The organism is Rahnella bonaserana (assembly GCF_019049675.1).
In the GTDB taxonomy this organism is placed as follows: Bacteria; Pseudomonadota; Gammaproteobacteria; order Enterobacterales; family Enterobacteriaceae; genus Rahnella; species Rahnella bonaserana.
Genome location: NZ_JAFMOW010000061.1, coordinates 15,660 through 39,178 on the forward strand (window position 1 = coordinate 15,660; position 23,519 = coordinate 39,178).

Here is a 23,519-nt window from a genome sequence, read left to right on the forward strand (position 1 = left end):
AGAAAGAATATGCACAGTGAACAACGTCAACACGCGCTCGCCCTGATACAGCAGGCGCTTCCCGATCTCGACTGGACTTTGCAGGCGAACAAGGTCAAACGCCTTTCGCGCGATTTTCACTGGTTCAGTCCGGTGCTCAAACAGCAGCTGGAAGATAAACAGGCCGATGCCGTGGTCAGACCGCGCAGCGAAGAAGAGCTGATTTTGCTGGTGAAAGCCTGCGTCCGGCACCGGTTACCGCTGATTTTGCGCGGTGGCGCGACCGGCAACTACGGCCAGCTGGTGCCGCTGGAAGGTGGCATTCTGGTGGATATGACCGGCTTTAATCAGGTCTGCGAAATGGCTGACGGCGTGGTGCGTGCCCAGGCGGGGATCCGGCTGGCGGAGATTGAAACCCTGACTCGTCCGGCAGGCTGGGAGCTGCGCTGTATGCCTTCCACTTACCGGCTCGCCAGTCTGGGCGGGTTGTATGGCGGCGGTTTCGGCTGTATCGGCTCAATCAACTACGGCCCGCTCGGCGCGCCGGGCAACGTGCTCAGCGTTAAAGTCATGACCATGGAAGCCGAACCGCGCATTCTGCACGTTCCAGCCCCGCAGGCGCTGCTGCTGCATCACGCTTACGGCAGCAACGGCATTGTGCTTGAGGTGGAACTGGCGCTGGCACCGGTTCATCAGTGGATCGAACGGCTGGACGTGTTCGATGATTTTACCGATGCACTGGATTACGCCAACGCCTTTGCCCGCTCACCGGGGCTGGTCAAACGCCAGCTGGCGCTTTTCGCCGCGCCAATTCCGTCATATTTCAGCCATCTGAACGGACATTATCGGGCCAGCCAGCACGCAGTGATCAGCGTGATTGCGCAGGAGAGCGAAGGGTTTTGTGCCCATCTGCTGGAAAAGTACCGCGGCCACAGCGCCGTGCGCCAGTCCGCCGCTGAAGCACGCGAAGCCAATGCGTCGCTGATGGAATATTGCTGGAACCACACCACACTTCATGCGCTGAAAATTGACAGCACCCTGACCTATTTACAGACGGCGTTTAATTATTCGAATTATCGCCAGCAGATTATCGACATGGCGAATTTATTTGGCGATGAAGTTATTTCGCATATTGAGTTCCTGCGCGATAATGACGGAAATATAACCGCCAGTGGTTTACAATTAGTACGTTATTCCACCGAAGAAAGATTGAACGAAATAATGACAATCTTCCGTGATAATGACGTAAAAATAAATAACCCGCATGTTTATCAAATTGAAGATGGCAAACAGGGCGAAATTAAACCTGACGTCGTTTCGGTTAAAAACTGCCTTGATCCCAATGGATTACTCAACCCCGGCAAGCTGCGTGGCTGGGATGTCCGCGACACCATGACATTAGATAACAATCCTCTTTTATTGACTGAATGAATGAAAAAAAGCCCGTTTAACAATATTAAGCGGGCTTTTTGCTTTCAAACGATGAGTTAAGATCAGAGCTCGAATCTGTCCAGATTCATCACTTTGGTCCAGGCCGCGACAAAGTCTTTCACGAATTTCTCTTTGGCGTCACTGCTGGCGTAAACCTCAGCGTTGGCACGTAATACGGCATTCGATCCAAACACCAGATCGGCACGCGTGGCGGCAAACCTCACTTCTCCGCTGACACGATCCCGCCCTTCGAAACGTTCACCGGAGCTATCAGTCGGTTTCCATTCGGTGCGCATATCCAGCAGATTCACGAAGAAATCGGTGTTCAGTTCACCGGTTTTTTCCGAGAAAACGCCAAGATTGCTGCCGTCGTAGTTGGCACCCAGCGCACGTAATCCGCCGACCAGCACCGTTAATTCCGGCACAGTCAGGGTCAGTTGCTGCGCCTTGTCGATCAGCAGATTCTCCGTCGAGGTATTGGCTGATTCACCACGGTAGTTTCGGAAACCATCCGCTTTCGGTTTCAGCAATTCGAACGACTCAATATCTGTCTGATCCTGACGCGCATCCACACGCCCCGGCGTGAATGGCACTTCTATGTCAACGCCCGCCGCTTTCGCCGCCTTTTCAACGCCCACCACACCGGCCAGCACGATCACGTCCGCCAGAGACACTTTCTGAGATGACTGCTGGACAGACTCCAGAGCAGGCAGCACGCGGGCTGCCACGGCATTCACGTCCCAGTCTCTTTGCGGACGCAATGCCAGACGCGCACCGTTGGCGCCCCCGCGCTTATCGCCGCCCCGGAAGGTCGACGCCGACGCCCACGCCACTGACACCAGCTCACTGACGCTCAGACCCGACGCGGCAATTTTCTCTTTCAGCTGCGCGATATCCGCCCCCGTCGGGTGATACACCGGAACCGGTAACGGATCCTGCCAGATCAGATCTTCTTTCGGCACTTCGGGCCCGATATAACGGGCTTTTGGCCCCATATCGCGGTGGGTCAGTTTGTACCATGCACGGGCAAAAGCTTCGTTGAAGGCCTGCGGGTCACCGTGGAAACGACGGGAAATCTTCTCGAATTCCGGGTCAAAACGCAGCGTCAGGTCAGTCACCAGCATGGTCGGTTTGCGTTTTTTCGACGTATCGAACGGGTCAGGAATAATATCCGGTGCATCGGCGGCTTCGAACTGAATCGCACCCGCCGGACTGCGGGTTTGCACCCACTCGTATTTGAACAGGTTCTCGAAGAAGTAATTGCTCCACTGCGTCGGGGTCTGCGACCAGATCACTTCCAGACCGGAGGTGATGGCATCTGCACCGACACCGCTGCCGTGGCTGCTTTTCCAGCCCAGACCTTGTGATTCAATCGGTGCAGTTTCAGGGTCAACACCCACCTGATCGGCAGGGCCTGCGCCGTGCGTTTTACCCAATGTGTGACCACCGGCGATTAACGCGACGATCTCTTCATCGTTCATGCCCATATTGCCGAATGTGGCACGGATAGCCGGCGCAGCGGAAGCCGGATCACCGCTGTGATTCGGGCCTTCCGGGTTGACGTAAATCAGCCCCATTTCCGTTGCGCCCAGCGGTGATTTCGCCAGTTCTTCCGGATGACGGTGTTCCAGCCAGGTGGTTTCGTCACCCCAGTTAATATCCTGATCCGGTTCCCAGACGTCTTCACGCCCGGCACCAAAACCGAAGGTGCGGAAACCGGAGTTTTCCAGCGCCACGTTACCCGCCAGAATATACAAATCGGCCCAGGAAATTTTCTGACCGTATTTTTGTTTCACCGGCCACAACAGTCGGCGTGCTTTATCCAGACTGACGTTGTCCGGCCAGGAGTTGAGTGGAGCGAAACGTTGCTGGCCGCGACCAGAGCCGCCGCGCCCGTCAACGGAGCGATAGGTTCCGGCGCTGTGCCACGCCAGACGAATGAACAGACCGATGTAGCTGCCCCAGTCCGCCGGCCACCAGGGCTGCGAAGCAGTAAGCACCCCTTTGAGGTCGGCTTTTAATGCGGAGTAATCTAATTTGGCGAATTCTTTGCGGTAATCAAAAGTTTCGCCCAACGGGTTTGAGCGATTTGAATGCTGGTTCAGCAGGTCAACCCTGAGCTGGTTAGGCCACCAGTCACGGTTATTGGTCCCGCCGCCAGAAGCTTTATTGGTGTTTCCTTCATGGAAAGGACATTTACCGGCACCGGCTTCTCTGTCTGCTTCAACAATTGGCTTTGCGTCGTTTGCTTCTTCGTCAATAGAACTGCTCATGCTCACACTCCTGTTATGTAGTCTCATTGCTACTCTATACGCGGTTTTAAACAACTCACATCTGAATCACCCTATGTATTTGATAGACTTTGCCTTCGGACTTATGCGCGATTTTTGCGGGCTTCATCACCAAAATACTTTTAGCACGGATTAATTCCCACTCTGATTATAGAATAGCCACTTAATCACAGCGGCTTCTCTGTCAGTGTCGCAAAATGAAAAAAGCCCGCCTGAGTTTCCCCAGGCGGGCTTTTGTTTTCTTAAAACTTTGTTCAGCGGTTACTCACGCCAGCCCATTGCAGGCGCAACGTGTTTGAGAATCGATTCAATCACATGCACGTTGTAATCCACCCCGAGCTGATTCGGCACGGTGAGCAATAATGTATCGGCTTCGGCAATCGCTTCATCCTTTTTGAGCTGTTCGATCAAAAACTCCGGAGAAGCCGCATAACTGCGCCCGAAAATTGCCCGTGTTTTCTCATCGAGGAAACCGACCTTATCACCGTCGTTACTGCTGCCACCAAAGTAGGCGCGGTCACGATCATCCATCAGGGCAAAAATGCTGCGACTGACTGACACCCGTGGCGTACGCGTGTGTCCCGCTTCGGCCCAGGCTTCGCGATAGGCGCGAATTTGTTTCGCCTGCTGAATGTGGAACGGCTCGCCGGTTTCGTCATCTTTCAGCGTCGAGCTTTGCAGATTCATGCCCAGTTTCGCCGCCCAAACAGCGGTGGCGTTTGAACCCGCGCCCCACCAGATACGATCACGCAAACCTTCAGAATGCGGTTCCAGACGCAGCATTCCCGGCGGATTTGGAAACATCGGTTGCGGATTCGGTTTCGCAAAACCTTCACCACGCAGCGCATCCAGCAGCACTTCGGTGTGACGCCGCGCCATATCCGCTTCCGTCTCCCCTTCTGCCGGCTGATAGCCAAAATAGCGCCAGCCATCGATCACCTGTTCCGGCGAACCACGGCTGATACCCAGCTGTAAACGCCCGCCGGAAATCAGATCTGCCGCGCTGGCGCTTTCCGCCATATACAGCGGATTTTCGTAACGCATATCAATCACGCCGGTGCCGATCTCAATCTTGCTGGTCTTCGCGCCGACCGCTGCCAGCAGCGGGAACGGTGAAGCGAGCTGACGGGCAAAATGATGCACGCGGAAATAAGCGCCGTCTGCGCCCAGTTCTTCTGCAGCGACTGCCAGATCGATAGATTGCAGCAAAGCATCCGCCGCCGAGCGGGTGCCCGACTGAGGGGATGGCGTCCAGTGACCGAATGATAAAAACCCAATTTTTTTCATCGTAAATTCATCCTAAAAGTGCAAAGCGATGTGCCAGCCCGCTCTTTTGAGGACTGACGCAGTGATACGTTTACTTTACGCGCCTCAGGATGAGAATAAATATCAGTTGTTTAACAAAGCGGTTCAGTTTATTTGAAGGACATGGGGCATTTCTGCTTATTTTTTAATAACCTGAACAAAAACTCTCCCATCGAAACGCAGAAGTAAAAAAACCGTTGCTCCCGACTTCATCCCCCGTTATTATGCGCCCCGTTCACACGATTCCTCTGTAGTTCAGTCGGTAGAACGGCGGACTGTTAATCCGTATGTCACTGGTTCGAGTCCAGTCAGAGGAGCCAAATTCTTATTTTCATGCCACTTTGCGAATCCCTATATGATTCGAATTCAATGAGTTAGCGTGAAAAGTCTTCCCGATGCATTTTCAGTTTTCCCTCCGCATCGGGAGAATTTGGTGGTCAGATTTGGGGTCATGTTGGTTCGATGACGGAGTGACCCCCAAATGTCTCTTAACGACACAAAAATCCGCAGCTTAAAACCATCCGCTAAACCCTTCAAAATTTCCGATTCCCATGGTCTGTACCTGTTGGTCAATCCAGGCGGTTCACGTCTCTGGTATCTCAAATATCGTATCAATAGAAAAGAATCTCGCCTTGGCTTAGGCGCCTACCCTGACGTGTCTTTGGCTGATGCTCGTCAACAGCGTGATGGTATCCGTAAACTCCTCGCGCAAAATATCAATCCAGCACAACAGCGCTCTGCTGAAAGAACCACTTCCACACCAGAAAAAACCTTCAAACATGTGGCACTGGAGTGGCATAACAGCAACCGAACATGGTCAGAGAACCATGCAACCCGTCTGCTTGCCAGCATGAACAATCATATATTTCCTGTGATTGGACACTTGCCGGTAACTGAACTGAAACCTCGCCATTTTATCGACCTGCTGAAAGGCATTGAGCAAAAAGGTCTGCTGGAAGTCGCAGCACGTACCCGGCAGCATATGTGCAACATCATGCGTCATGCCGTACATCAGGAGTTGATAGAGCATAATCCTGCAGCAAATCTGGACGGTATCATCGTCCCTCCCGTTAAACGCCACTACCCTGCCCTTCCGCTGGAGCGACTGCCGGAACTGTTGACACGCATTGAGGACTACAAGCAAGGACGAGAGTTAACCCGCCTGGCCGTATCACTTACCCTTCACCTATTCATCCGCTCCAGCGAGCTGCGCTTCGCCCATTGGTCTGAGATCGATTTCAAAAATAGAATCTGGACCATTCCTGCCACTCGCGAGTCCATCCCCGGTGTCCGTTACTCTGGGCGTGGTGCAAAAATGCGTACTCCACATATCGTTCCACTCTCCTGTCAGTCCATCGCTATTCTGAAACAGATACGGGAAATATCCGGTCATCAGGTGCTGGTATTCCCCGGCGATCACAATCCGTATAAACCGATGTGTGAAAACACGGTCAACAAGGCGCTACGCCTGATGGGCTATGACACAAAAGATGAAATCTGCGGCCACGGGTTTCGGGCAATGGCCTGTAGTGCCCTGATGGAATCTGGCCTATGGGCACAGGATGCGGTTGAACGGCAGATGAGTCACCAGGAACGCAATAGCGTTCGAGCAGCCTACGTCCATAAAGCAGAATATCTCGATGCCCGTAAAGCGATGATGCAATGGTGGTCGGATTATCTGGATATGTGCCGGAAAGTGTATGTGCCACCTTATATTTGTGGAAAGGAAATCAGTTGCACAATGGGATAACTGGCCTGGCAAAATAAAACCCAAAAAATAGCCGTATCAGTCTGTACTGATACGGCTATTTTTCTAGTTTCAGTGCGGATAAATTGTTAAGCCGTTATGAGCATCGTCAGCCAGACTGTCCTGCGTGAATCGAAAGTGTGAAGTCCGCTTCTCATACAGAACTATCCACGGAAACGTATTAGGTCTGTTATGAGCGAAAAGCGGACGTTGGAAATTGAGTTGCCTTGGCTATTGCTAGCATTGCCGTGTGTTAGTAAACGGAGAGTAGGTCACGTTTTGCCATTCCGGTCAGTCCGTTTTTAAAAGAATGAGTGAGCAATGATTCAACTGTACCAGGCTGGAGCAAGCCTGATTTTTTCCCATTCTTCAGGGTCATGACCGGGTATTAATATCGCGTTATATCGCTCGGTAAGCTGGCGCAGCTTTTGGACAGACTGAGCGACATCAGTGGCTGACGTCATCAGGCCAGGGAGCGCCCTCTCATGGTAATGATCTAAGGTGTAAGCCGCATCAATCGCTAGCGTAAAATTTGTACCGCTGGATAATCTGATAAGAAAAGATTGATGCCCGGGTGAATGCCCTGGCGTAAAAATGCACTGTAACGTGCCATCACCGTAAAGGTCATAGTTATCCTCAGACAACCCGTTTAGAAAAAACCAGTTGAGCTCAGGATGATCGTAATCGTATCGGCAATAGGCTCCAGATGTAAACCAGTCAGGAGCAAAGGCATATTCATACTCTCTCCTCTGAACCACATGAGTGGCATGTGGGAAGCGACCAATCGCGCCAGTATGATCAGAGTGCAAATGGGACAGTACCACGTAGCGGATATCTTCTGGTGCGACGCCAATCCTTTTAAGCTGCTCCAGACAGCCCTGTTCTTCTGACATTACCGGTTTAAACTGCTCTACAGCGCCTCCCCAATAGGCAAAGGGGTCTTTCAATCCCTCTACAGCCAGACCACCGTCAATCAGGGTAAAACCATCCGGATGTGTCAGAAGGAACCAAGGGACCGGAATTTCATAACTCTCTCCCACTCCCTGATTCATCCGAATATGGTGATATTTACAATGCTGCGTTCCTGACTGGAACATGAAAAGTTTGATATCTGACATAATTATCTCCCACCAATAAATCAATAAAATAGATTCATATTTTGCTTAAATCTTACTTGAGCGTTGAGTTTTCATCATCTCGCAGAAGAACAGTAGATACCTGTATCGAATTACTTTTATCGGTAAAACCAATATAATCGCCAAATGGATCTCTTCTCAGCAATGCGCATATTTATCAGGGTGGTTGAGCGGGGCAGCATGTCGGCTGCAGCCCGCGATCTCGGCATTGGCCAACCCGCCGTCAGTGAAAGAATAGAAAAACTGGAAGCACATCTTGGTACGCGTTTGCTAAGGCGCAATACGCGGAACATGTCTCTGACGCAGAGCGGTAATTTGTTTTATGAGAGAAGTAAAGCGGCGATTCAGGCGGCAGAGCACGCTCTGTCTGTGAATGAAGAAAATCAGGGCCTACAAGGCAAAATCCGTATTGCGGCGCCTTATTCTGCCGGGGAAAGCTTACTGATGCCTGCATTGTTACAGCTTCAGAACGAACATCCGGGGCTGCAGGTCGATGTCATTTTTAACGACCGTGTCATCGATCCTGTCACTGAGGGTGTGGATTTATCATTGAGGCTAGGAGAGGTCTCAGAAGGATTTTTTGTCGCACGTCCACTTGGTAACGTGCGAAGAGTGTTACTGGCCTCCCCTGCTTTGCTGGCTAAAATGGGTTATCCGCACTCTCCAGATGCGCTGGCTGGTTATCCATTTGCCGCTGTTTCTAGCGTATTTGCCAGTAATCGCATTCCAATGATCACCTCTGAAACCCAACTCATTAATGTTCCCGTCAACGTTAAATTTCAGTCCACGCACTGGCGAAGTGTCCTCTCCTATTTATTAGCGGGACATGCCATTGGTGTTTTGCAATTTCCGGTTTGCAGAAACGAAATTGAAAAGGGAGCGCTAATCCCCCTTTTAAGCCACTACCAGATCCCGCCTTTTAGCGCCTGGTTGCTCCACCCACCGGCAGGCATGATGTCATATGAAACGCGAATTTGCGCATCTCTGCTAGAGGGTTATCTCAGAGAGTCTCTGCTTGAGTTGATGTGATACGGTAATCTCCCCGGATAGCGTCCACTCCTGGCACTAAACTGCCCGCATGGGTTTCTTTGGGCAGTTGTGAGCGAGGAGCTGACGTTGGCGAAGAAAAGAATGTTCAAGCCCAGCAATCATGCTAATCGCCGTAAAAAACCACTTTCGCGACTTTATTCCTCGGTTCTGGCACCTTACTCACATCTCAGAGTGCTATCTTCATAATGTTGTAATGGTGAGGTTCATGAGGCTGATTCTTTTGTTACAGATCCCATTTATTCCCTTCCACAGATAGCCTGAACTCAATAGGTTCTCCGCAAATGTGTACAGTTGGAGCACCAGGTTCATTCCATCGAAATAGATTAAGATGCCAGCCGCCCGGTATTAATCTTGAGCAATCAATAAGGCCATCAGCACCATATCTACGAGCAAGGTCAGAGTTTTTCCATGATGGAGGTTCACGATTTTCCTGTAGCGCAGGTATCCAAGGTTTTTTTGAAAGCTCTGGATCAATCCCCAACACACTACTAGCTAGTTCATCATTCTGATCCAAGACAAACGCCTCGTCGATATAGAGTGGAACAACTACGCGTCGAATTCCGTCAGCCCGCATATACCCGGACACAGCCCTTATTGACCATTCTATTTCCGGGCTCATGTAGAGTATAGGCTGTCCAGGGCGATGATACCGTCCGCTACTTTCTGGTTCTGGCAGATCAAGGACATGAGCCAGTTTATCTATGCGTACAGTGCGAAAAAAATATCCACTCATTCTTCTTAAAAATTTCTTGTCGGCCTGATTCATATGACCTCGCAGAATTAACAAATGTGCCTTATACGAAGACGGTAATCTGTCCGATAGTGCATATCCAATGTTACAAAATGTCCACTTCTGGCACGCAGCAGACAAACACGTGACGCTGAAGGTCTGCTGAGAGCGAGGTATAGTCATTCGAACCCTGAGAGTTACACTTTTAAGTGATTCAGGGTATGCGCTTACTGGTTACGAATATTGTGCCAGAATCATATGGTTTGATGATTGCCGCTTTGCTTCCGAGCCAGTAAGTGCTCCACGTTCGCTAACGAATACTCAGGGCATGCAGACAAACTGCTGACTATATTTCTTTCGAAGAGCGTGGAATGCATACCAATCCCCGGTGAAAAGGAGTTGGTTATGACTGCGATAGATCAGTTTGCTGCTCATGTTGGTCTGGACTGGGCGGATAAAAAGCATGATGTTTGCGTTCAGTTTAAAAACGGCGAACGCACATTCCATGTGATTGAACATACAGCAGAAGCGCTTGATGCCTGGCTCAACGCGTTGCACAAACAGGTGAAAGGCAAAATAGCTATCGCCCTTGAGCTGAAGAAGGGCCCCGTGGTATATGCTCTTCAAAAATATCCCTTTATCACCGTTTTCCCCGTCCACGCTTTGTCACCGGCTCGTTACCGGCAAGCCTTCTCGCCCAGCGGCGCTAAAGATGACCCGCAGGATGCAGAACTGGCATTAGAGTTAATGCTGCGTTATCCCCAAAAAATAAAAGCTATTGAACCCGACAATGCGGATATCCGGTTACTCCAGCAACTGGTTGAGCAGCGTCGTCAGTTGGTTGAAGATAAACGCCGCTTTGTGAACCGGATAATCAACACGCTTAAACAGTATTACCCTCAGCCCCTGGAGTGGTTCTCACATCGGGGTAGCTTACTGTTGTGTGAACTGATTATACGATGGCCCAGTCTGCAACAACTTAAACGCGCCAGGCGCGACACGATCCGCAACTTTCTGAATGCCAAAGGTGGCCGCGCAATGGCCCTTACCGAGCAGCGTGTTGCGAGTATTGATAACGCGATCCCATTGACGACAGACCCGAGTGTTATAGAGGCTAATGCTTTGATGGCAACCGCACTGGCGACACAAATTAAAGTCGTGAGTGAAATCATCAAAACCTATGACGAATGAATCGAAACGCTGTTTGACACATTGCCAGATGCGGGGCTGTTCAAATCACTTCCGGGCATGGGGCCGTGTATGGGCCCACGTATGCTTGCTGCACTGGGTGATAACCGAGACCGGTTTAACAGCGCTGAAGAAATTCAAAACTACGCAGGTATTGCACCGGTGACAGAACGAAGTGGCCAGAAATCCTGGGTTCACTGGCGATGGCAATGTGCGAAGTTCGTCAGGCAGACCTTTGTTGAATGGGCTGCCAAGACGGTTAACTCATCATACTGGGCCAAATTGTATTATCAGGGGCAGCGAGAAAAGGGAAAATCTCATCAATCCGCGATCCGGGCTCTGGCATTCAAATGGCTAAGGATCATTTACCACTGCTGGAAGACCAGAACCCGCTATGACGAAGCGAAATATTTGTTGGCACTGGAAGAGCGAAAATCGCCCTTACTGATGCCGTAAAAAACTTGTCGAATGTCTCAGGGCGTGAAGCGGAAGTTACTTTAGATGCCTATTCCTCCAGATGCGACATGACTTGTTTCACGTGTAGCAACTGATTGTAGCGGCCTTCCTTGTCATTGAGCACCGTTATAGCTCAAATGAAACAGTCAGTCATATATATCGGTATTTTTTTTCAGAAGCAAAAGAGCTTCATCCATATGCTTCTTATGAAAGTTAGCCTTCCGCATAAACTCAATGAAGGAATCGGCTTCAAATCGGTTGAAACCATTATCCAACCCATCAAGCAGCCTTGAAAGCTGGGACTGGTTCAGTCGCGCGAGGAAAGCCCGTGCCCTTATTTCAGGAATAGGACGTGTAATATGGCAGGTAGAACACAGCGCCCGAAATGCACTAAGTGGATACTCCCATGGCTCATAACCCAGACTCATCGTCGTGTAATAGCAGTGATGAGCTTCGAGACATACACGCGCTCCACAATCCTCGCACCGGTGTCCAGCCTCATCCTTAACTAGGACTGCTTTCCTTAACCATCTCGGATCCCGAAGTTTGGATGTGTAGGTACCACTTAGCCTGCTGTAATCATAATTGTCAGTAGGGTAAAAACCCAGGCTCCAGCTATACCCCTGTTCATACCAGAAGCCAAAGGACTCAACTAGATCCTCAAATTCGGTTGTGTCACAACCGTTGTTCAATAAACTAAATAACCCGCTGCCGTCAATCACTAGGACCAGTAGTGCATCGTTATGGAGTTTTTCTCCACGGTCGTTCCATTCCTTCTGAGTAAAAAAAGTAGCATCATCAAGCATGCTCTCTTTGATAGCCCATTCCGTAAGGGCATGTTTCATTCTCGCTAAATTTTTAAGCATGTGGGCCTCATAATATATTCAGTTTTGTGAAATTATTATATAACCTTCAGTAGTGAGAAATGGAACCTCTCCGGCATGACAGAATAGATTGAGTTTATCTATATTATTTGCACTGGTATATGTTTCATCTAAAGTAGTAATACATTCTTTGATCGAAAGCTCGGGTATGTCACGACAGATGTCAGCAATAATATTTGTAATGTTATAAACGCATTTATAAATGTCAAACCCTGGATAGTATTTTTTACCTTTATTAATGAGATGTCGCTCTTCAGAAAAAAAAGAATCCCTCTCTGAAATATGCTCAAAGTTATCGATGAACTCTGATATTGCTTTGATCTCCTTTTCTCCAATAGGTCTTTTTTTTGCGTTAACAATCGCTTTAGCAACTACGAATAACGGGATAATAATCATCTCAGAATGGCTAAATGAAAATTCATTCCTAGTATTAAAAACTCTGAATTCATCAACGTCGCCGACGTGATGATGATAGTTTCTGATTATTCGCAGTAATTTAAACTCTGGGTGCTGTGAAATAGTTTTTCCAAACTGCTCACGGACTCTGTCCTGTAAGGAGTGTAAATTATTTAGAAAGCTGAATAATGTATTAATATCACGCTCACCAGTTTTCCTGAAATCTGTGAGCTCACAGCTGCTGTGGAAAAATCGGTCAACAAAAGTGTTCTGCTCCATCATCGTATACCCTAATTGAACCCTATGAACCATTTTAACCCATTACAAAAAACAGTGTTGTTTCTCAGAAGCAACCGAATGCTATCAGTGTAGGCTCAAAGATTCGACCCAAAAAAGAAAGCGAGCACATAAGTCCGTTCTTGACTATGTGTTCTGAGAAGAGTCTGCCAAGACCGGAGCTTCAAACTGATTCTCAGTTGGAGTGGAAGGCGGGTTGTTTGTCCCTGACCGACTAATGCAAGCAATGCTTGTAATGTCTGCTCCTGGCACCGAGCTGCCTGTAAGATGTAATGGTCTAATCAAGCCGTATACTTTGTTAGAGATATGATGGGCAACGCTAACGAGTAAAGAATGCGAAGAAAAACGTTCACCCATGAGTTCAAGCAGGAATGTGTCAATTTGGTTCTGCAGCACAACTGCCCGGAGATCCAGGCAACTGAAACCTATTTTCACTAATTTCAGAAACTTAATTTTTTTTCATTTTTACAAGATCTATTAATCCATTCTTTAGTTAATACTTGGTTTTGTTTGACGCCACACCCTTCGGCATACATAACACCGAGGACTCTGCCTGGGAGAACGCATAATCTTGCTGTGCAGCCAACGCAGTCCAATTATAGGCTTGAGTTAAATCCATCTTCGCACCGAGACCAATCCCATACATCTGGCCTAGACGGGCTTGTTTTCAGGGAGGAGAGCACTCCGTTATTTCCCGTGCTTCATTCAGTGTTCTGAACAGAAAAAAATCCAGTAATTCATTGCGGTAGGTTTGAGAGATAAGCTCTGGCCCATTATCCAGGCGGATCATGGCTGGGTAGCCACGACTTATTCCTACCCTCTCCAAGGCTCTGACTATGCGTTGCGCTGACAGATTAAGATCGATCTCTATGTCCAATATTTCCCAATTAAAGTCATCGACCACATTGAAGTTAGATTTATGAGGAATTTTACAAATCTTATAGCTCGTCGCTGGCTAATGACGCTGTTCTCTGAAACTAAAAGTGAGAGCTGCGTAACGTTCTCTTAACACGACAATTGACGAATGTTTTGCCGTGGGTATTGTCTATATCTTACAAACGAGCAAACAAAACTGATCATATGAGCAAAAACTGAGTATCTAAAACCATAACCCAGTTTGCTTGTCATTCAGTTATCGCTTTCAGCTCTGTCATTTCTTAACGATAGTTCAGAGGTAGTTCAATGAAACAGGACCTTGTTGCCGGTATAGATTCCTCCACCCAGTCTTGTACCGTCATGCTGCGTAGTCTTGAAAATGGCAAGGTGATCGCACAGGCTCGTAAGTTGCATCCACCGACCACACCGCCGTGTAGCGAGCAGGATCCGCAAGCCTGGTGGGATGCATTAGTCTCCGCGCTCACTGAATTAAAACAATGGTGGCCACGTATTGCAGGTCTGGCTGTCGGTGGTCAGGGGCACGGCCTCGTCATGCTTGATAATCACGATCGCCCGCTGCGTCCTGCGAAGCTGTGGAATGACACGGAGTCTGGACCGCAGGCGCGTGAATTGTGCGAGAAGATTGCTCCGGAAGAATGGGCACGCCTGACGGGTTCCGTTCCGGGGCCGGCAATGACCATTTCTAAACTGGCCTGGACAGAACAAAATTATCCGGGGCTGCTGGAAAAAGCCCACCGCATCATGCTGCCGTTTGATTATCTGGTTTACCGTCTGAGCGGTAGCTTTGTGTGCGAGCGCGGCGGGGCATCCGGTACGGGTTACTTCAACCCCTTCACCAATAGCTGGGAACCACAGCTGGCAGCGGTGGTTAACAGTCAAATTGACTGGATTTCCCGCTGGCCCACTATCATCCCGTCGCATCAACCTGCAGGCGTGGTGAAGTTGATGCCTGAGCTGGAGGAACTGGCGGGTGCAATCGTGGGTGTCGGGACCGGCGATAACATGTCTGCCGCGTTAGGGATGAACCTGAAAACCGGTGATACCGGTATCTCTATCGGGACCAGCGGTACGTTGTATGGCATCACCAATAAGGGGATTACCGACAGCACCGGCACCATCAACGGTTATGCCGATGCGGCCGATCGCTTTATCCCCATGATTACTACACTGAACTCCGCCAAAGTCACCGATATGTTTCGCAAAATGCTGCGCGTTACCCCTGACGAATTCGACGAGCTCGCGCTGAGTTCACCACCCGGCGCCAACGGTCTTCAGCTTGTTCCGTGGTTGGACGGCGAGCGCACGCCCAACCTTCCTGACGCCACGGGACACATGCGCGGATTACGTACCACCACAACGATGCAGGATATGGCTCGCGCCACCGTGGAAGGCGTGCTGTGCGGTCTGTTGGCGGGCGGTCTGGCACTGAAACAACACGGTTTCACTGACGACGGTCGCATTATTGTCACCGGCGGCGGCGCAAAGTCACGAGCCTATCGTCAGATTCTGGCTGACCTGACGGGCAAGCCCGTTTGGATTTCTCCGGTGGGTGAAACGGCAGCCGCGGGTGCAGCCATTCAGGCTGCCGCTGCCGTGCTGGGATGCACAAATATTGAAATGGCCGATCGCTGGAGTGTGCCGCTCGAGAAAGTCGCCGAGCCACAACAAGATGCGCGCCATGTCCTGGACGCTTACGTTACCTATGCCAATGCATTATCAGGAGAGCTGCAATGAGTTCAATAACTACCCCTGCAAAAATCAAACCACCTAAGCAGCCGCTCAAAGTCCCTGCAGAAGCGGGTATCGCCGTTGTTTTCTTACTGGTCATGCTGGGCGGGTTTATCGCCACGCCTAACTTCCTGACCGTTTCGAACATGATGGTATTGCTTCTGAACGGCGCGGTCATCGGCTTCCTTTGCCTGGGACAATCCTTTGTCCTGCTGACCGGGGGTATCGACCTCTCCTGCGGCTCCATCGTGGCGATGACCTGCGTGGTTGCAGCTTTGCTGATGGAGAAATTTGGCATTCCGTGGCAGCTTGCCGTACCCATCGTGTTGGCGGTGGGTGCGCTGAGTGGGCTGGTAAATGGTCTGATAATCGAACGCACCGGCGTGCCGCCATTCATTGTCACCTTTGCGATGATGGGGGTTGCGGCATCCATACCACAAATTATCACCGGCGCCGAATCGATACGCGTGACGCAAATTGGTTACAGCCTCATCGGTCAGTCAAAACCGCTGGGTATTCCGTTCCCTGTCATAGCGCTGCTGCTGGCTATTGTTATTGGTGTCATCTTCCTGCGCCGCACCATCACCGGGACTCACATCTATGCGGTAGGCGGTAACGCAGATGCTGCACGCTTATCGGGGATCAGCATTCCACGCATCACCCTGTTGGTGTATGCAATTTCCGGGCTTTGTGCGGCATGCGGCGGCCTGATTTATGGATCGCGTCTGATGACGGGCTATCCGACGGCGGGCCGTGGTGACGAACTGTTCTTCTCAATAGCGGGTGCGGTGGTCGGTGGCGTCAGTCTGTTTGGCGGCACTGGCAGCCTTATCGGCGCGATGATTGGCGCCATGCTTATTGCCTCAATATCGAATCTGATGAACGTGCTAAACGTCAGTGCCTACTGGCAGCCGCTGGTCATCGGCCTGATCATCCTGTTCGGCGTCACCTTCGATACCTTACGTACCTCGAAAAAAATCGTGATCCCCTGGCTCAAAGTCAGGAAGTCACGCAAAACACAACAATAACGCTTCTTAAACCCTGACCTACCTATATCCAGGAGATAAACATGAAACTCCGTACCACAATCACCGCAGGTGCAGCGATAGTCGCACTGTCCTGCATGCTCGCCGGCTGTAACCGTGAGGATACTGAAAGCACCGTGGGTGCCGGCAAAAAAACATTGGGCGTTACGCTGCCGAACCTCACCAACCCTTATTACGTTGCCATGAAAAAAAGCTTTGAAGACAATGCAGCGGCACAGGGCTTGAACGTAAAAATTTCGATTGCTGATAATGACGACGCCAAGCAACTTTCGCAGGTGCAGAACTTCATTGAACAGAAGGTGGATGCGGTCGCAGTGAACTGCGTCTCCTCAGGCCCGTGCGTGTCGATCATAAACCAGCTTAATCAGGCAAAAATTCCGGCGTTTGCCATCAACATCCTTCCGGATACCGAGGGGATGAAGCAGCAAAACGTCACGCTGGTTCAAGGTGTTCAGACCGATCAGCGTGAAGGCGGCAAGCTCATTGGCCAGCAGCTGTTGAAAGACATTGGTGAAAATGGCACTGCAACAGTGGGTATCGTGGGAGAACCAACATCCATTGCCGCAAATGCACGTGATGAAGGCTTCAAGGAAGCCGTGGCATCCAACAAAAACATTAAGTTCGTCGCGCTGGTCAATGGCAAAGTAGAAGAAACAACCTCCCTGAAAGTCACCACTGAAATGCTGCAGGGCAGGCCAGAAATTAACGTCGTGTACTCAGACACCGAACCTTCCGCGCTCGGGTCACTGGCGGCAATCCAGCAACTGGGGGTCAGTGACAAAGTGAAGCTGTATGCGTTTGTGGATAAAGAAGGCGTCAAAGCCGTTCAGAACAACAGCATATTGAAAGCCGGTGCGATTCAGGAGCCGGTTAAACTGGCTCAGTTGCTGGTTGAAAATGCCAGGAAGAGTCTGAACGGTGAACAGGTTCCAGCCATGATCAACAACCCACCGCTGCTGGTCACCAAAGACAACGCAGCATCGGTAATGGGTTCAGCATACTGACTTAAGTGAAAGGCGAAGAATGATGAATTATGTGGCGAAGCAGGTCAAAATCGGTTTTTCGGGTGTGCAGGTTCTCCACGGTGTGGATTTCAGCGTAAAGCCTGGCGAGATCCACGGCCTCTTTGGCCATAATGGAGCGGGTAAATCAACGCTACTGAAAATCCTGGCGGGCGTTAACACGCAGGATAGTGGAGAGCTGATGATCGGCGAAACGCCGGTGCACCTTGCTTCGCCACGGGATGCACTCAACAAAGGTATTGCTTGTGTGTATCAGGAACTCCGTCTCATTCCCGGCATGAGCGTCTGGCAAAACCTTTTTCTCGGACGTGAATGTCGTAAAGGCAGTGGCTTTATAGATGATGCAAGTATGATCGCGCATACCGAGAAAGTACTAAATGATTACCATCTGAGTTTCAGCGCTACCGCGCTGGTCAAAAATCTGTCACATCCTGAAAAGCAGATGCTGGAAGTGGTTTCTAACCTTGATCGCGACGCCCGTTTTCTTTTCCTCGATGAACCGACAACCGCGCTGGAAGGTGCGCAGGCAGAAGAACTGCTGCAGGCAGTACAACGTATCGCACGCGAAAAGCAGATTGGCGTAGTGCTGGTCTCTCATAAATTAGACGAAGTGTTGGGTGTTTGTGATGAAGCGACCGTCATGTGCGGCGGCCGGGTGATTTACAACGAAGGCAAAAAGACGCTGAGCAAAAGCGCCATCATTGACGCTATTGTGGGCGACGCAAATGCCTATCAGGCGCCGTCTAACAGCCGTAGTCTGATACGCGGCGCGATGGGCAAACCCTGGCTCTCGGTCACCAACCTGCAGACTGATCGCCTGAAAGGCATCAACCTTGAGGCATATCGCGGGGAAATTTTGGGTATATACGGGCTGGCCGGCGCAGGGCGAACGCGCTTGTGCCAGACGCTGTTTGGGTTGGAAACCGTTACCGGTGGTGACATCCGGCTGGGTCACAAAGAATACCATCCTTCTTCACCGGCAAAAGCCATTGATAAGGGGATTGCTTACCTGACAGAAGAACGTAAAAAAGATGGCTTCATTCCTCAGATGTCGAGCTATGCCAACGCCATGCTGCCGGTTCTGAAAAAATTCCGTTCTGGCGGATTTGTCAGTCACAGCGCTGCGCGGCAGGCCGCCGCTGAGTTGCTGAGCAAGATGAATACGCTGGGAACGCTGAGCGGACCGATTAAATCGCTTTCCGGAGGCAATCAGCAAAAAGTTCTGCTCGCCAGGGTCATTGCGCAAAACGCCAATCTGGTATTGCTGGATGAGCCGACCAAAGGCGTCGACATTGGGGCAAAAGCGGATATTTATCGCATCATCCATCAGTTGGCAGATAAAGGCTGCTGCGTCATCGTGGTATCGAGCGAGGAAGAGGAATTGCTGGACGTGGCAGATACCATTACGGTGTTCCGACAGGGTAAATGCGATGGTGTGATCATTCCTGCACGCGACCTTAAACCCGCAGATCTTCGCAAAGCCGCATGGGTGCATGCTGAAGCCCAGGCTTAGGGCACTCATTCCCCGGAACAGAACGCATCTCCAACGGCCAGCTTAGCTGGCCGTTTTTGTTTCAGCGTTTAATTAACGTGCCAGCGGCGAGAGGGCAAAAAAAATGGCAGACTTTTACATCTCGGGTATACGCAGAGACAATGCAGGGCAACACATTCAGCACGTTAATTTTAATGATGTGATGTTATAAACGAATGAGCGCTTCCGGCGAAGCGCTCAGTGTCATTACTCAAAATCAGCGTGTCGTTTAAACATGGTTTCACTGGTTTCACGCAGTTGGTCCATGAGTTCAAGCACGATGGCATCGTAGGTGATAAAGCAGAGTTGCTCGAAAGAGGAACCCATTGGCTGCGAAAACTGGCCCAGAGTGCGATCGTTTTCAGTTTTGACAGTTCCCGGTAATACCAGCACGCAGTTGGCCAACTGGCCAATCGCAGAGTCTTTCTTCATGGTGACCAGCGCCACGTCGACACCACACTCAACGGCTTTCTGCGCAAGGCTCTTGAGACTGCCTGTTTCGCCACTGCCTGAACCAATAATTAACAAATCACCCGCTTTCGTATGAGGTGATGAAATTTCCCCGACTACGCTGACCGAAAAGCCTAAATGCAATAAACGGTTAGCGAACGCGCGGATGGCAATACCGCTGCGCCCTGCACCTTGCAGGAAAATATGCTTCGCATTACGGATCTTCCCGATAAAATGCTGTGCCTGATCATTGTCGATATTGAGCGCGTTTTGTTCTAGTTCCCTGAGAATACTCACAGTATTTTCTTGAACACCCATTTTCTTTTCCTCCGGTCAGGCAATTGTACGGCCACCATCCATGAGGATCGTCTGTCCCTGGATGTAAGAATTTGACTTATCAGCAAGGAAGATGGCCAGGTTTGCGACATCATCGATTGTGCCCAGACGACGGACCGGAATTTTCTCCAGTACTGCGTCTAAATCTGCCTGCGTCGGGTAATTAACACGCATCATTTCGCCGGTGTCGATAAGACGCGGCGCGATAGCGTTGACGTTAACACCTTTTGGACCCAACTCCTTCGCCAGACCACGAATAAGACCTTCACCCCCCGCTTTACTGGCCGGATAGCTCACCCCCCCGCCGGTACCTGACAGCGCAGAACCTGAGGAGATGTAAACGATTGAACCCTGGTTAGTTAAGAAGTCATCGTAGAAGGCTTTGACCGTATTGAATAAACCCGTCAGGTTGATTGAGAGTGTTTTGTTCCACTCTTCGAAAGTAATGTCTTTGACTTTATTAGCAAAAGCGACACCTGCGTTCAAAACCAGAATGTCGATACGGCCATAAGCCTCGATAACTTTTCTGCGCACTTCAGCCAGTGCCTGCGGATCAGAGACGTCCGTTTTGACAAAGAGCGATTTAACATTGCCAAAGGTCAGTTCTTCCGCAGTTTTGATGCCATTAGCCTCGTTATAATCGACAATGACGGTATGCGCACCGCGTTCGGCGAATTGTTTTGCAATTCCTTTACCAATCCCATGCGCACCACCGGTAATTAGCGCAACTTTACCTTCAAAATGACTCATCGGTTGTTCTCCTGAATCTTTGTACTTAACGTGAGAGAAATCCCCCACGTCTGCGGTCTACATAATGATTACGCGCTCAATTAAGAGCGCGTGAATGTATGTTGGATACTTAATGCATGACAGACTTTAATGCCTGATAGCTTGCTTTAGGGTTGTCATTAAATAATGCGCCACCGACAACAATTAAATCAGCACCCGCCTCCTGTACTTTTTTCGCTATTTCCAGATTAACGCCACCGTCGACTTCAATTTGAATGTGCCGGCCAGCAATCATTTCTCTGGTTTTCTTAATTTTCTCGAGGCTTTTCTCGATGAAAGTCTGCCCGGGTTGCCCCGGGTTAATGGTCATAATCAGGATGTAATCAATATCGTCCAACAAATATTCCAGAACACTTTCAGGCGTACCCGGATTGATGACCACACCGGCTTTTCGCCCGGCCTTTTTTATTTTCTGTAAAATAAAATGCACATGCGGCGTTGATTCATAATGCACTGAGATCATTTCTGCGCCGGTATTAATAACATCATCAATATGTCTTTCAGGGTTAGCCAGCATCATGTGTACGTCGAAAGTCATTTTGCTGGCTTTTTTCATTGCAGAAATTTGATTCGGCCCAAAGGCAATATTATTTACAAAGGTTCCATCCATTAAATCAACATGCAATATTTCAGTGTTCTCTTCTTCTAAAAAACGCAGCTCATCTTGCAGACTTAAGATATTCGCGCCAAAAATTGATGGTAAAATCTGTGCCATGGTAAGCAAACCTCATTTTTAAAATCAATGGAATACAGTGCTCAACCAATACGTCAATACTTCCCACGGGCCAGTCAGTACAAAGTCAGTACCCTGCCCCTGCAAGCCGACGCCTGCGCCATGCAGGAATTGGGTTGCACCCGGAGCCACATACCCTCCTAAATACATCACGACAATACTGAACAGTAAGGTTGAAATAATTGAGCGGATGACGTTTCCGTTGCTGGCCATTACGGTCATGGTTGTCATATAGATGATTGACATCAGAACGCCGATGGGGAAAATCATGATCCCCGGTAAAATCAGTGCGCAAAGCATGGTCAACGGAATGGTGATAACGGTGACGGTGATGGTCGCTGGGTCGCCCAGTGCCAGGGCACAGTCCATACCGATGTTCAGTTCGGCGTCTTTACCCATCTGCTTTTGCATAATCTCTTTGGCACTTTTCCCAATTGGAGACAGTCCTTCCATCAGGACACCCACCACTTTAGGCAGGAGCACCATTACCGCAGCCACCCCCATTGCCATCGGGACAATAGTGGTCACAGGCTGTTTCGTCAGCAGTCCAAGCAGACAACCTACAATGACACCGATGATAGCGGGTTCACCAAACACACCCAGACGTTTCTGTACGCTCTCCAAATCAACGTCGAGCTTGTTCAGGCCGGGGATCAGGTCGATAATTTTATTGACCAGCAGTGCAAAAGGTAATGTCCAGCCTATATGGATCATGGTGGTACAGGTCGTCCCTTCCAGGCCATAATATTTCTGCCAACGGGGAGCAATTAAATCGCCAATAAACAGAGCGATAACGCTAAGTGCGACTGCCACGCCAAAACCGATAAAGAAGCTGTCAAACACGAAATAGGCCAGCGCGCCGGGAACCAGGAAATGCATATAATTCCAGATATCAACGTTCAGCGTTTTGGTTAATTTAAGACGAACAAGTAGCAAATTAAGAATAATACCCACTGGAACAACTAAAGCGGCAAAGGGTGCCACCCATGCAGCCGCGCCCACCGCAGGCCATCCGATATCAGCCACAGTGAATCCGCTTCCCAGTTTTGAATAGTAGGCAATTGCCGGCTGCAGGGACGTACTCAACAGATTAACAACCAAACCTAAACCAATGAAACCGATACCCACGGTGATACCAGACTTAATGGCAGCACCGACTTTCATGCGGAAAACCAAACCCAAAATGAAGATGACAAGTGGCAGGATTGCCGTTGCCCCCATGCTTGTTATCGTTAGCATTATGTTTTTTAACATGTCCATCTTGTCATCCCCTGTGTTTTCTTATTAGTTTTTAGCCAGCTCTGTTAATAAATCCCCTAATTTTTTTCGTAACACAGCTTCATTAATCCCGGTGATAAACCCGGCCACACTCATATGCGGTTTTCCGATATCACCTTTGTAGTTATTCGTGGTTAACACAACATCAGCATTCTGTAATTCAGAAGGAAGTTCTGACATGCTGCATTTATTTATTTTGAACTGAGTAATGCCATATTCTGTACACACGGATTTCACTTCATCAGCAGCGATAGTTGACGTTGCGACACCGCTCCCGCAGGCTACGAGGATATTAATCATCATTATGCTCCTGAACTCTTATTGCATGACGGTGGAAATAAAAAGTGCCTGCGCTTTCTCGGCAGGAAGCTCAAGTAAATTTTGATAAAAGTCTTCCATTTGAAGATTACTAAAAAGGGCCTTCAGCAGTTGCAACTGATTAGCCGGATCGGTAACGACCAGATTGATAATGAGTTTGACCCACAATTTATCGTCGCCATCAGCCTGATCAACCTGAACCGGTTCAGGTAAGCGAATAATATAAATCGACGGGCTGTTGGCCTGGTTGCTGTCGCAATGTGGGATCGCCACAGAATAACCATCAAGCAAAATACCGGTTGGATACATGGCTTCGCGTTCGCGCAGTGCTGCCAGATAGGTCTTTTTCACTATCCCTTCTGAATACAGCTTTTCATGGATGTGCTGCAGCACCTCATCGTAATTTTTGAATGCTGCACCATCTGCAACATTAATAGCGACTGTACTCACCTTTTCACCTCGCTTTTTTGCTCATTAGAGCAAACATTATCGATCACATGA

At 49.6% G+C, this 23,519-nt stretch carries 19 protein-coding genes, 1 tRNA gene and 2 pseudogenes; 9 read left to right on the forward strand and 13 right to left on the reverse strand.

Translation table 11 applies throughout. From position 1 onward, the window contains the following. Positions 1-9: 9 nt before the first annotated feature. The gene (locus J1778_RS10635) at positions 10-1,410 is read left to right on the forward strand and encodes an FAD-binding oxidoreductase (protein WP_217173166.1); all 1,401 of its coding nucleotides are present in this window, start codon (positions 10-12) and stop codon (positions 1,408-1,410) included. 62 nt (positions 1,411-1,472) lie between these two features. On the opposite strand, the gene katG is transcribed toward J1778_RS10635, so the two are convergent. Beyond that, positions 1,473-3,683 (reverse strand): catalase/peroxidase HPI, encoded by a 2,211-nt coding sequence (gene katG / locus J1778_RS10640; protein WP_238484662.1) that lies wholly within the window; start codon positions 3,681-3,683, stop codon positions 1,473-1,475. Between the two features lie 279 nt (positions 3,684-3,962). Then, positions 3,963-4,988: an LLM class flavin-dependent oxidoreductase gene (locus J1778_RS10645; protein ID WP_217173167.1), complete on the reverse strand. Its 1,026-nt coding sequence runs from the start codon at positions 4,986-4,988 to the stop codon at positions 3,963-3,965. 262 nt (positions 4,989-5,250) lie between these two features. Here J1778_RS10645 and J1778_RS10650 point away from each other — a divergent pair. Both J1778_RS10650 and J1778_RS10655 read left to right on the forward strand, forming a co-directional pair. Further along, a tRNA-Asn gene (locus J1778_RS10650) sits at positions 5,251-5,326 on the forward strand. A 161-nt stretch (positions 5,327-5,487) separates the two neighbouring features. Continuing rightward, entirely contained in the window at positions 5,488-6,756 is a 1,269-nt protein-coding gene (locus J1778_RS10655) for a tyrosine-type recombinase/integrase (protein ID WP_049267539.1), read from the forward strand. Between the two features lie 323 nt (positions 6,757-7,079). On the opposite strand, the gene attM is transcribed toward J1778_RS10655, so the two are convergent. Further along, positions 7,080-7,874: an AttM family quorum-quenching N-acyl homoserine lactonase gene (attM, locus tag J1778_RS10660; RefSeq protein ID WP_179275577.1), complete on the reverse strand. Its 795-nt coding sequence runs from the start codon at positions 7,872-7,874 to the stop codon at positions 7,080-7,082. A gap of 159 nt (positions 7,875-8,033) precedes the next feature. On the opposite strand from attM, the gene J1778_RS10665 reads away from it, so the two are divergent. Then, the gene (locus J1778_RS10665; RefSeq protein ID WP_049268274.1) at positions 8,034-8,918 is read left to right on the forward strand and encodes a LysR family transcriptional regulator; all 885 of its coding nucleotides are present in this window, start codon (positions 8,034-8,036) and stop codon (positions 8,916-8,918) included. Positions 8,919-9,162: 244 nt separating this feature from the next. Here the strand turns inward: J1778_RS10665 and J1778_RS10670 are convergent, their stop codons facing one another. Then, complete coding sequence (locus J1778_RS10670) at positions 9,163-9,705, reverse strand: RES family NAD+ phosphorylase (protein WP_075206699.1); 543 nt, start codon at positions 9,703-9,705, stop codon at positions 9,163-9,165. Positions 9,706-10,074: 369 nt separating this feature from the next. On the opposite strand from J1778_RS10670, the pseudogene J1778_RS10675 reads away from it, so the two are divergent. Beyond that, positions 10,075-11,313, forward strand: a pseudogene (locus tag J1778_RS10675) (IS110 family RNA-guided transposase). Between the two features lie 146 nt (positions 11,314-11,459). Here the strand turns inward: J1778_RS10675 and J1778_RS10680 are convergent. From J1778_RS10680 to J1778_RS10690, 3 genes and pseudogenes are all read right to left on the reverse strand, one after another. Next, positions 11,460-12,179 (reverse strand): hypothetical protein, encoded by a 720-nt coding sequence (locus tag J1778_RS10680; protein WP_049264894.1) that lies wholly within the window; start codon positions 12,177-12,179, stop codon positions 11,460-11,462. Positions 12,180-12,197: 18 nt separating this feature from the next. Further along, positions 12,198-12,875: a hypothetical protein gene (locus J1778_RS10685; RefSeq protein ID WP_126501350.1), complete on the reverse strand. Its 678-nt coding sequence runs from the start codon at positions 12,873-12,875 to the stop codon at positions 12,198-12,200. Between the two features lie 697 nt (positions 12,876-13,572). Then, a pseudogene (locus tag J1778_RS10690) lies at positions 13,573-13,800 on the reverse strand (integrase catalytic domain-containing protein); the annotation flags it as partial. 272 nt (positions 13,801-14,072) lie between these two features. On the opposite strand from J1778_RS10690, the gene xylB reads away from it, so the two are divergent. Genes xylB through J1778_RS10710 form a run of 4 tightly spaced genes read left to right on the forward strand, consistent with a single transcriptional unit; the run spans position 14,073 to position 19,096 of the window. Then, positions 14,073-15,521 (forward strand): xylulokinase, encoded by a 1,449-nt coding sequence (gene xylB, locus J1778_RS10695; protein ID WP_217173168.1) that lies wholly within the window; start codon positions 14,073-14,075, stop codon positions 15,519-15,521. Then, on the forward strand, positions 15,518-16,543 hold the full coding sequence (locus J1778_RS10700) for an ABC transporter permease (RefSeq protein WP_032693575.1): 1,026 nt from the start codon (positions 15,518-15,520) through the stop codon (positions 16,541-16,543). The genes xylB and J1778_RS10700 overlap by 4 nt, the downstream gene beginning before the upstream one ends. 41 nt (positions 16,544-16,584) lie before the next feature. After that, positions 16,585-17,565, forward strand: coding sequence for a substrate-binding domain-containing protein (locus tag J1778_RS10705; protein WP_024359909.1), 981 nt, complete (start codon positions 16,585-16,587; stop codon positions 17,563-17,565). Between the two features lie 22 nt (positions 17,566-17,587). Beyond that, positions 17,588-19,096, forward strand: a complete 1,509-nt coding sequence (locus J1778_RS10710; RefSeq protein WP_038423126.1) for a sugar ABC transporter ATP-binding protein — start codon at positions 17,588-17,590, stop codon at positions 19,094-19,096. A 225-nt stretch (positions 19,097-19,321) separates the two neighbouring features. Here the strand turns inward: J1778_RS10710 and hxlB are convergent, their stop codons facing one another. From hxlB to gatA, 6 genes are all read right to left on the reverse strand, one after another. Then, positions 19,322-19,882: a 6-phospho-3-hexuloisomerase gene (gene hxlB / locus J1778_RS10715; RefSeq protein WP_049112345.1), complete on the reverse strand. Its 561-nt coding sequence runs from the start codon at positions 19,880-19,882 to the stop codon at positions 19,322-19,324. 15 nt (positions 19,883-19,897) lie between these two features. Continuing rightward, a complete protein-coding gene (locus J1778_RS10720; RefSeq protein WP_024359911.1) occupies positions 19,898-20,650 on the reverse strand; it encodes an SDR family NAD(P)-dependent oxidoreductase in 753 nt (250 codons plus the stop codon). 109 nt (positions 20,651-20,759) lie between these two features. After that, positions 20,760-21,404 carry a ribulose-phosphate 3-epimerase gene (gene rpe, locus J1778_RS10725; protein ID WP_047607862.1) on the reverse strand — a complete coding sequence of 215 codons (645 nt, stop codon included), beginning with the start codon at positions 21,402-21,404 and terminating at the stop codon, positions 20,760-20,762. 24 nt (positions 21,405-21,428) lie between these two features. Beyond that, positions 21,429-22,682 carry a PTS transporter subunit IIC gene (locus J1778_RS10730; RefSeq protein WP_020439340.1) on the reverse strand — a complete coding sequence of 418 codons (1,254 nt, stop codon included), beginning with the start codon at positions 22,680-22,682 and terminating at the stop codon, positions 21,429-21,431. Positions 22,683-22,706: 24 nt separating this feature from the next. Beyond that, a complete protein-coding gene (locus tag J1778_RS10735) occupies positions 22,707-23,000 on the reverse strand; it encodes a PTS sugar transporter subunit IIB (RefSeq protein WP_015697027.1) in 294 nt (97 codons plus the stop codon). A gap of 18 nt (positions 23,001-23,018) precedes the next feature. After that, a complete protein-coding gene (gatA, locus tag J1778_RS10740; protein WP_217173169.1) occupies positions 23,019-23,468 on the reverse strand; it encodes a PTS galactitol transporter subunit IIA in 450 nt (149 codons plus the stop codon). Between the last annotated feature and the right edge of the window lie 51 nt (positions 23,469-23,519).

Bases quoted from the DNA above. Each gene is read 5' to 3' on its own strand.
- J1778_RS10665 (WP_049268274.1), top strand. From the start codon at position 8,034: ATGCGCATATTTATCAGGGTGGTTGAGCGGGGCAGCATGTCGGCTGCA.
- hxlB (WP_049112345.1), bottom strand. From the start codon at position 19,882: ATGGGTGTTCAAGAAAATACTGTGAGTATTCTCAGGGAACTAGAACAA.
- katG (WP_238484662.1), bottom strand. From the start codon at position 3,683: ATGAGCAGTTCTATTGACGAAGAAGCAAACGACGCAAAGCCAATTGTT.
- rpe (WP_047607862.1), bottom strand. From the start codon at position 21,404: ATGGCACAGATTTTACCATCAATTTTTGGCGCGAATATCTTAAGTCTG.
- J1778_RS10730 (WP_020439340.1), bottom strand. From the start codon at position 22,682: ATGGACATGTTAAAAAACATAATGCTAACGATAACAAGCATGGGGGCA.
- J1778_RS10670 (WP_075206699.1), bottom strand. From the start codon at position 9,705: ATGAATCAGGCCGACAAGAAATTTTTAAGAAGAATGAGTGGATATTTT.
- J1778_RS10655 (WP_049267539.1), top strand. From the start codon at position 5,488: ATGTCTCTTAACGACACAAAAATCCGCAGCTTAAAACCATCCGCTAAA.
- J1778_RS10635 (WP_217173166.1), top strand. From the start codon at position 10: ATGCACAGTGAACAACGTCAACACGCGCTCGCCCTGATACAGCAGGCG.
- J1778_RS10700 (WP_032693575.1), top strand. From the start codon at position 15,518: ATGAGTTCAATAACTACCCCTGCAAAAATCAAACCACCTAAGCAGCCG.
- xylB (WP_217173168.1), top strand. From the start codon at position 14,073: ATGAAACAGGACCTTGTTGCCGGTATAGATTCCTCCACCCAGTCTTGT.
- J1778_RS10710 (WP_038423126.1), top strand. From the start codon at position 17,588: ATGAATTATGTGGCGAAGCAGGTCAAAATCGGTTTTTCGGGTGTGCAG.
- J1778_RS10645 (WP_217173167.1), bottom strand. From the start codon at position 4,988: ATGAAAAAAATTGGGTTTTTATCATTCGGTCACTGGACGCCATCCCCT.
- J1778_RS10680 (WP_049264894.1), bottom strand. From the start codon at position 12,179: ATGCTTAAAAATTTAGCGAGAATGAAACATGCCCTTACGGAATGGGCT.
- J1778_RS10685 (WP_126501350.1), bottom strand. From the start codon at position 12,875: ATGATGGAGCAGAACACTTTTGTTGACCGATTTTTCCACAGCAGCTGT.
- J1778_RS10735 (WP_015697027.1), bottom strand. From the start codon at position 23,000: ATGATTAATATCCTCGTAGCCTGCGGGAGCGGTGTCGCAACGTCAACT.
- J1778_RS10720 (WP_024359911.1), bottom strand. From the start codon at position 20,650: ATGAGTCATTTTGAAGGTAAAGTTGCGCTAATTACCGGTGGTGCGCAT.
- J1778_RS10705 (WP_024359909.1), top strand. From the start codon at position 16,585: ATGAAACTCCGTACCACAATCACCGCAGGTGCAGCGATAGTCGCACTG.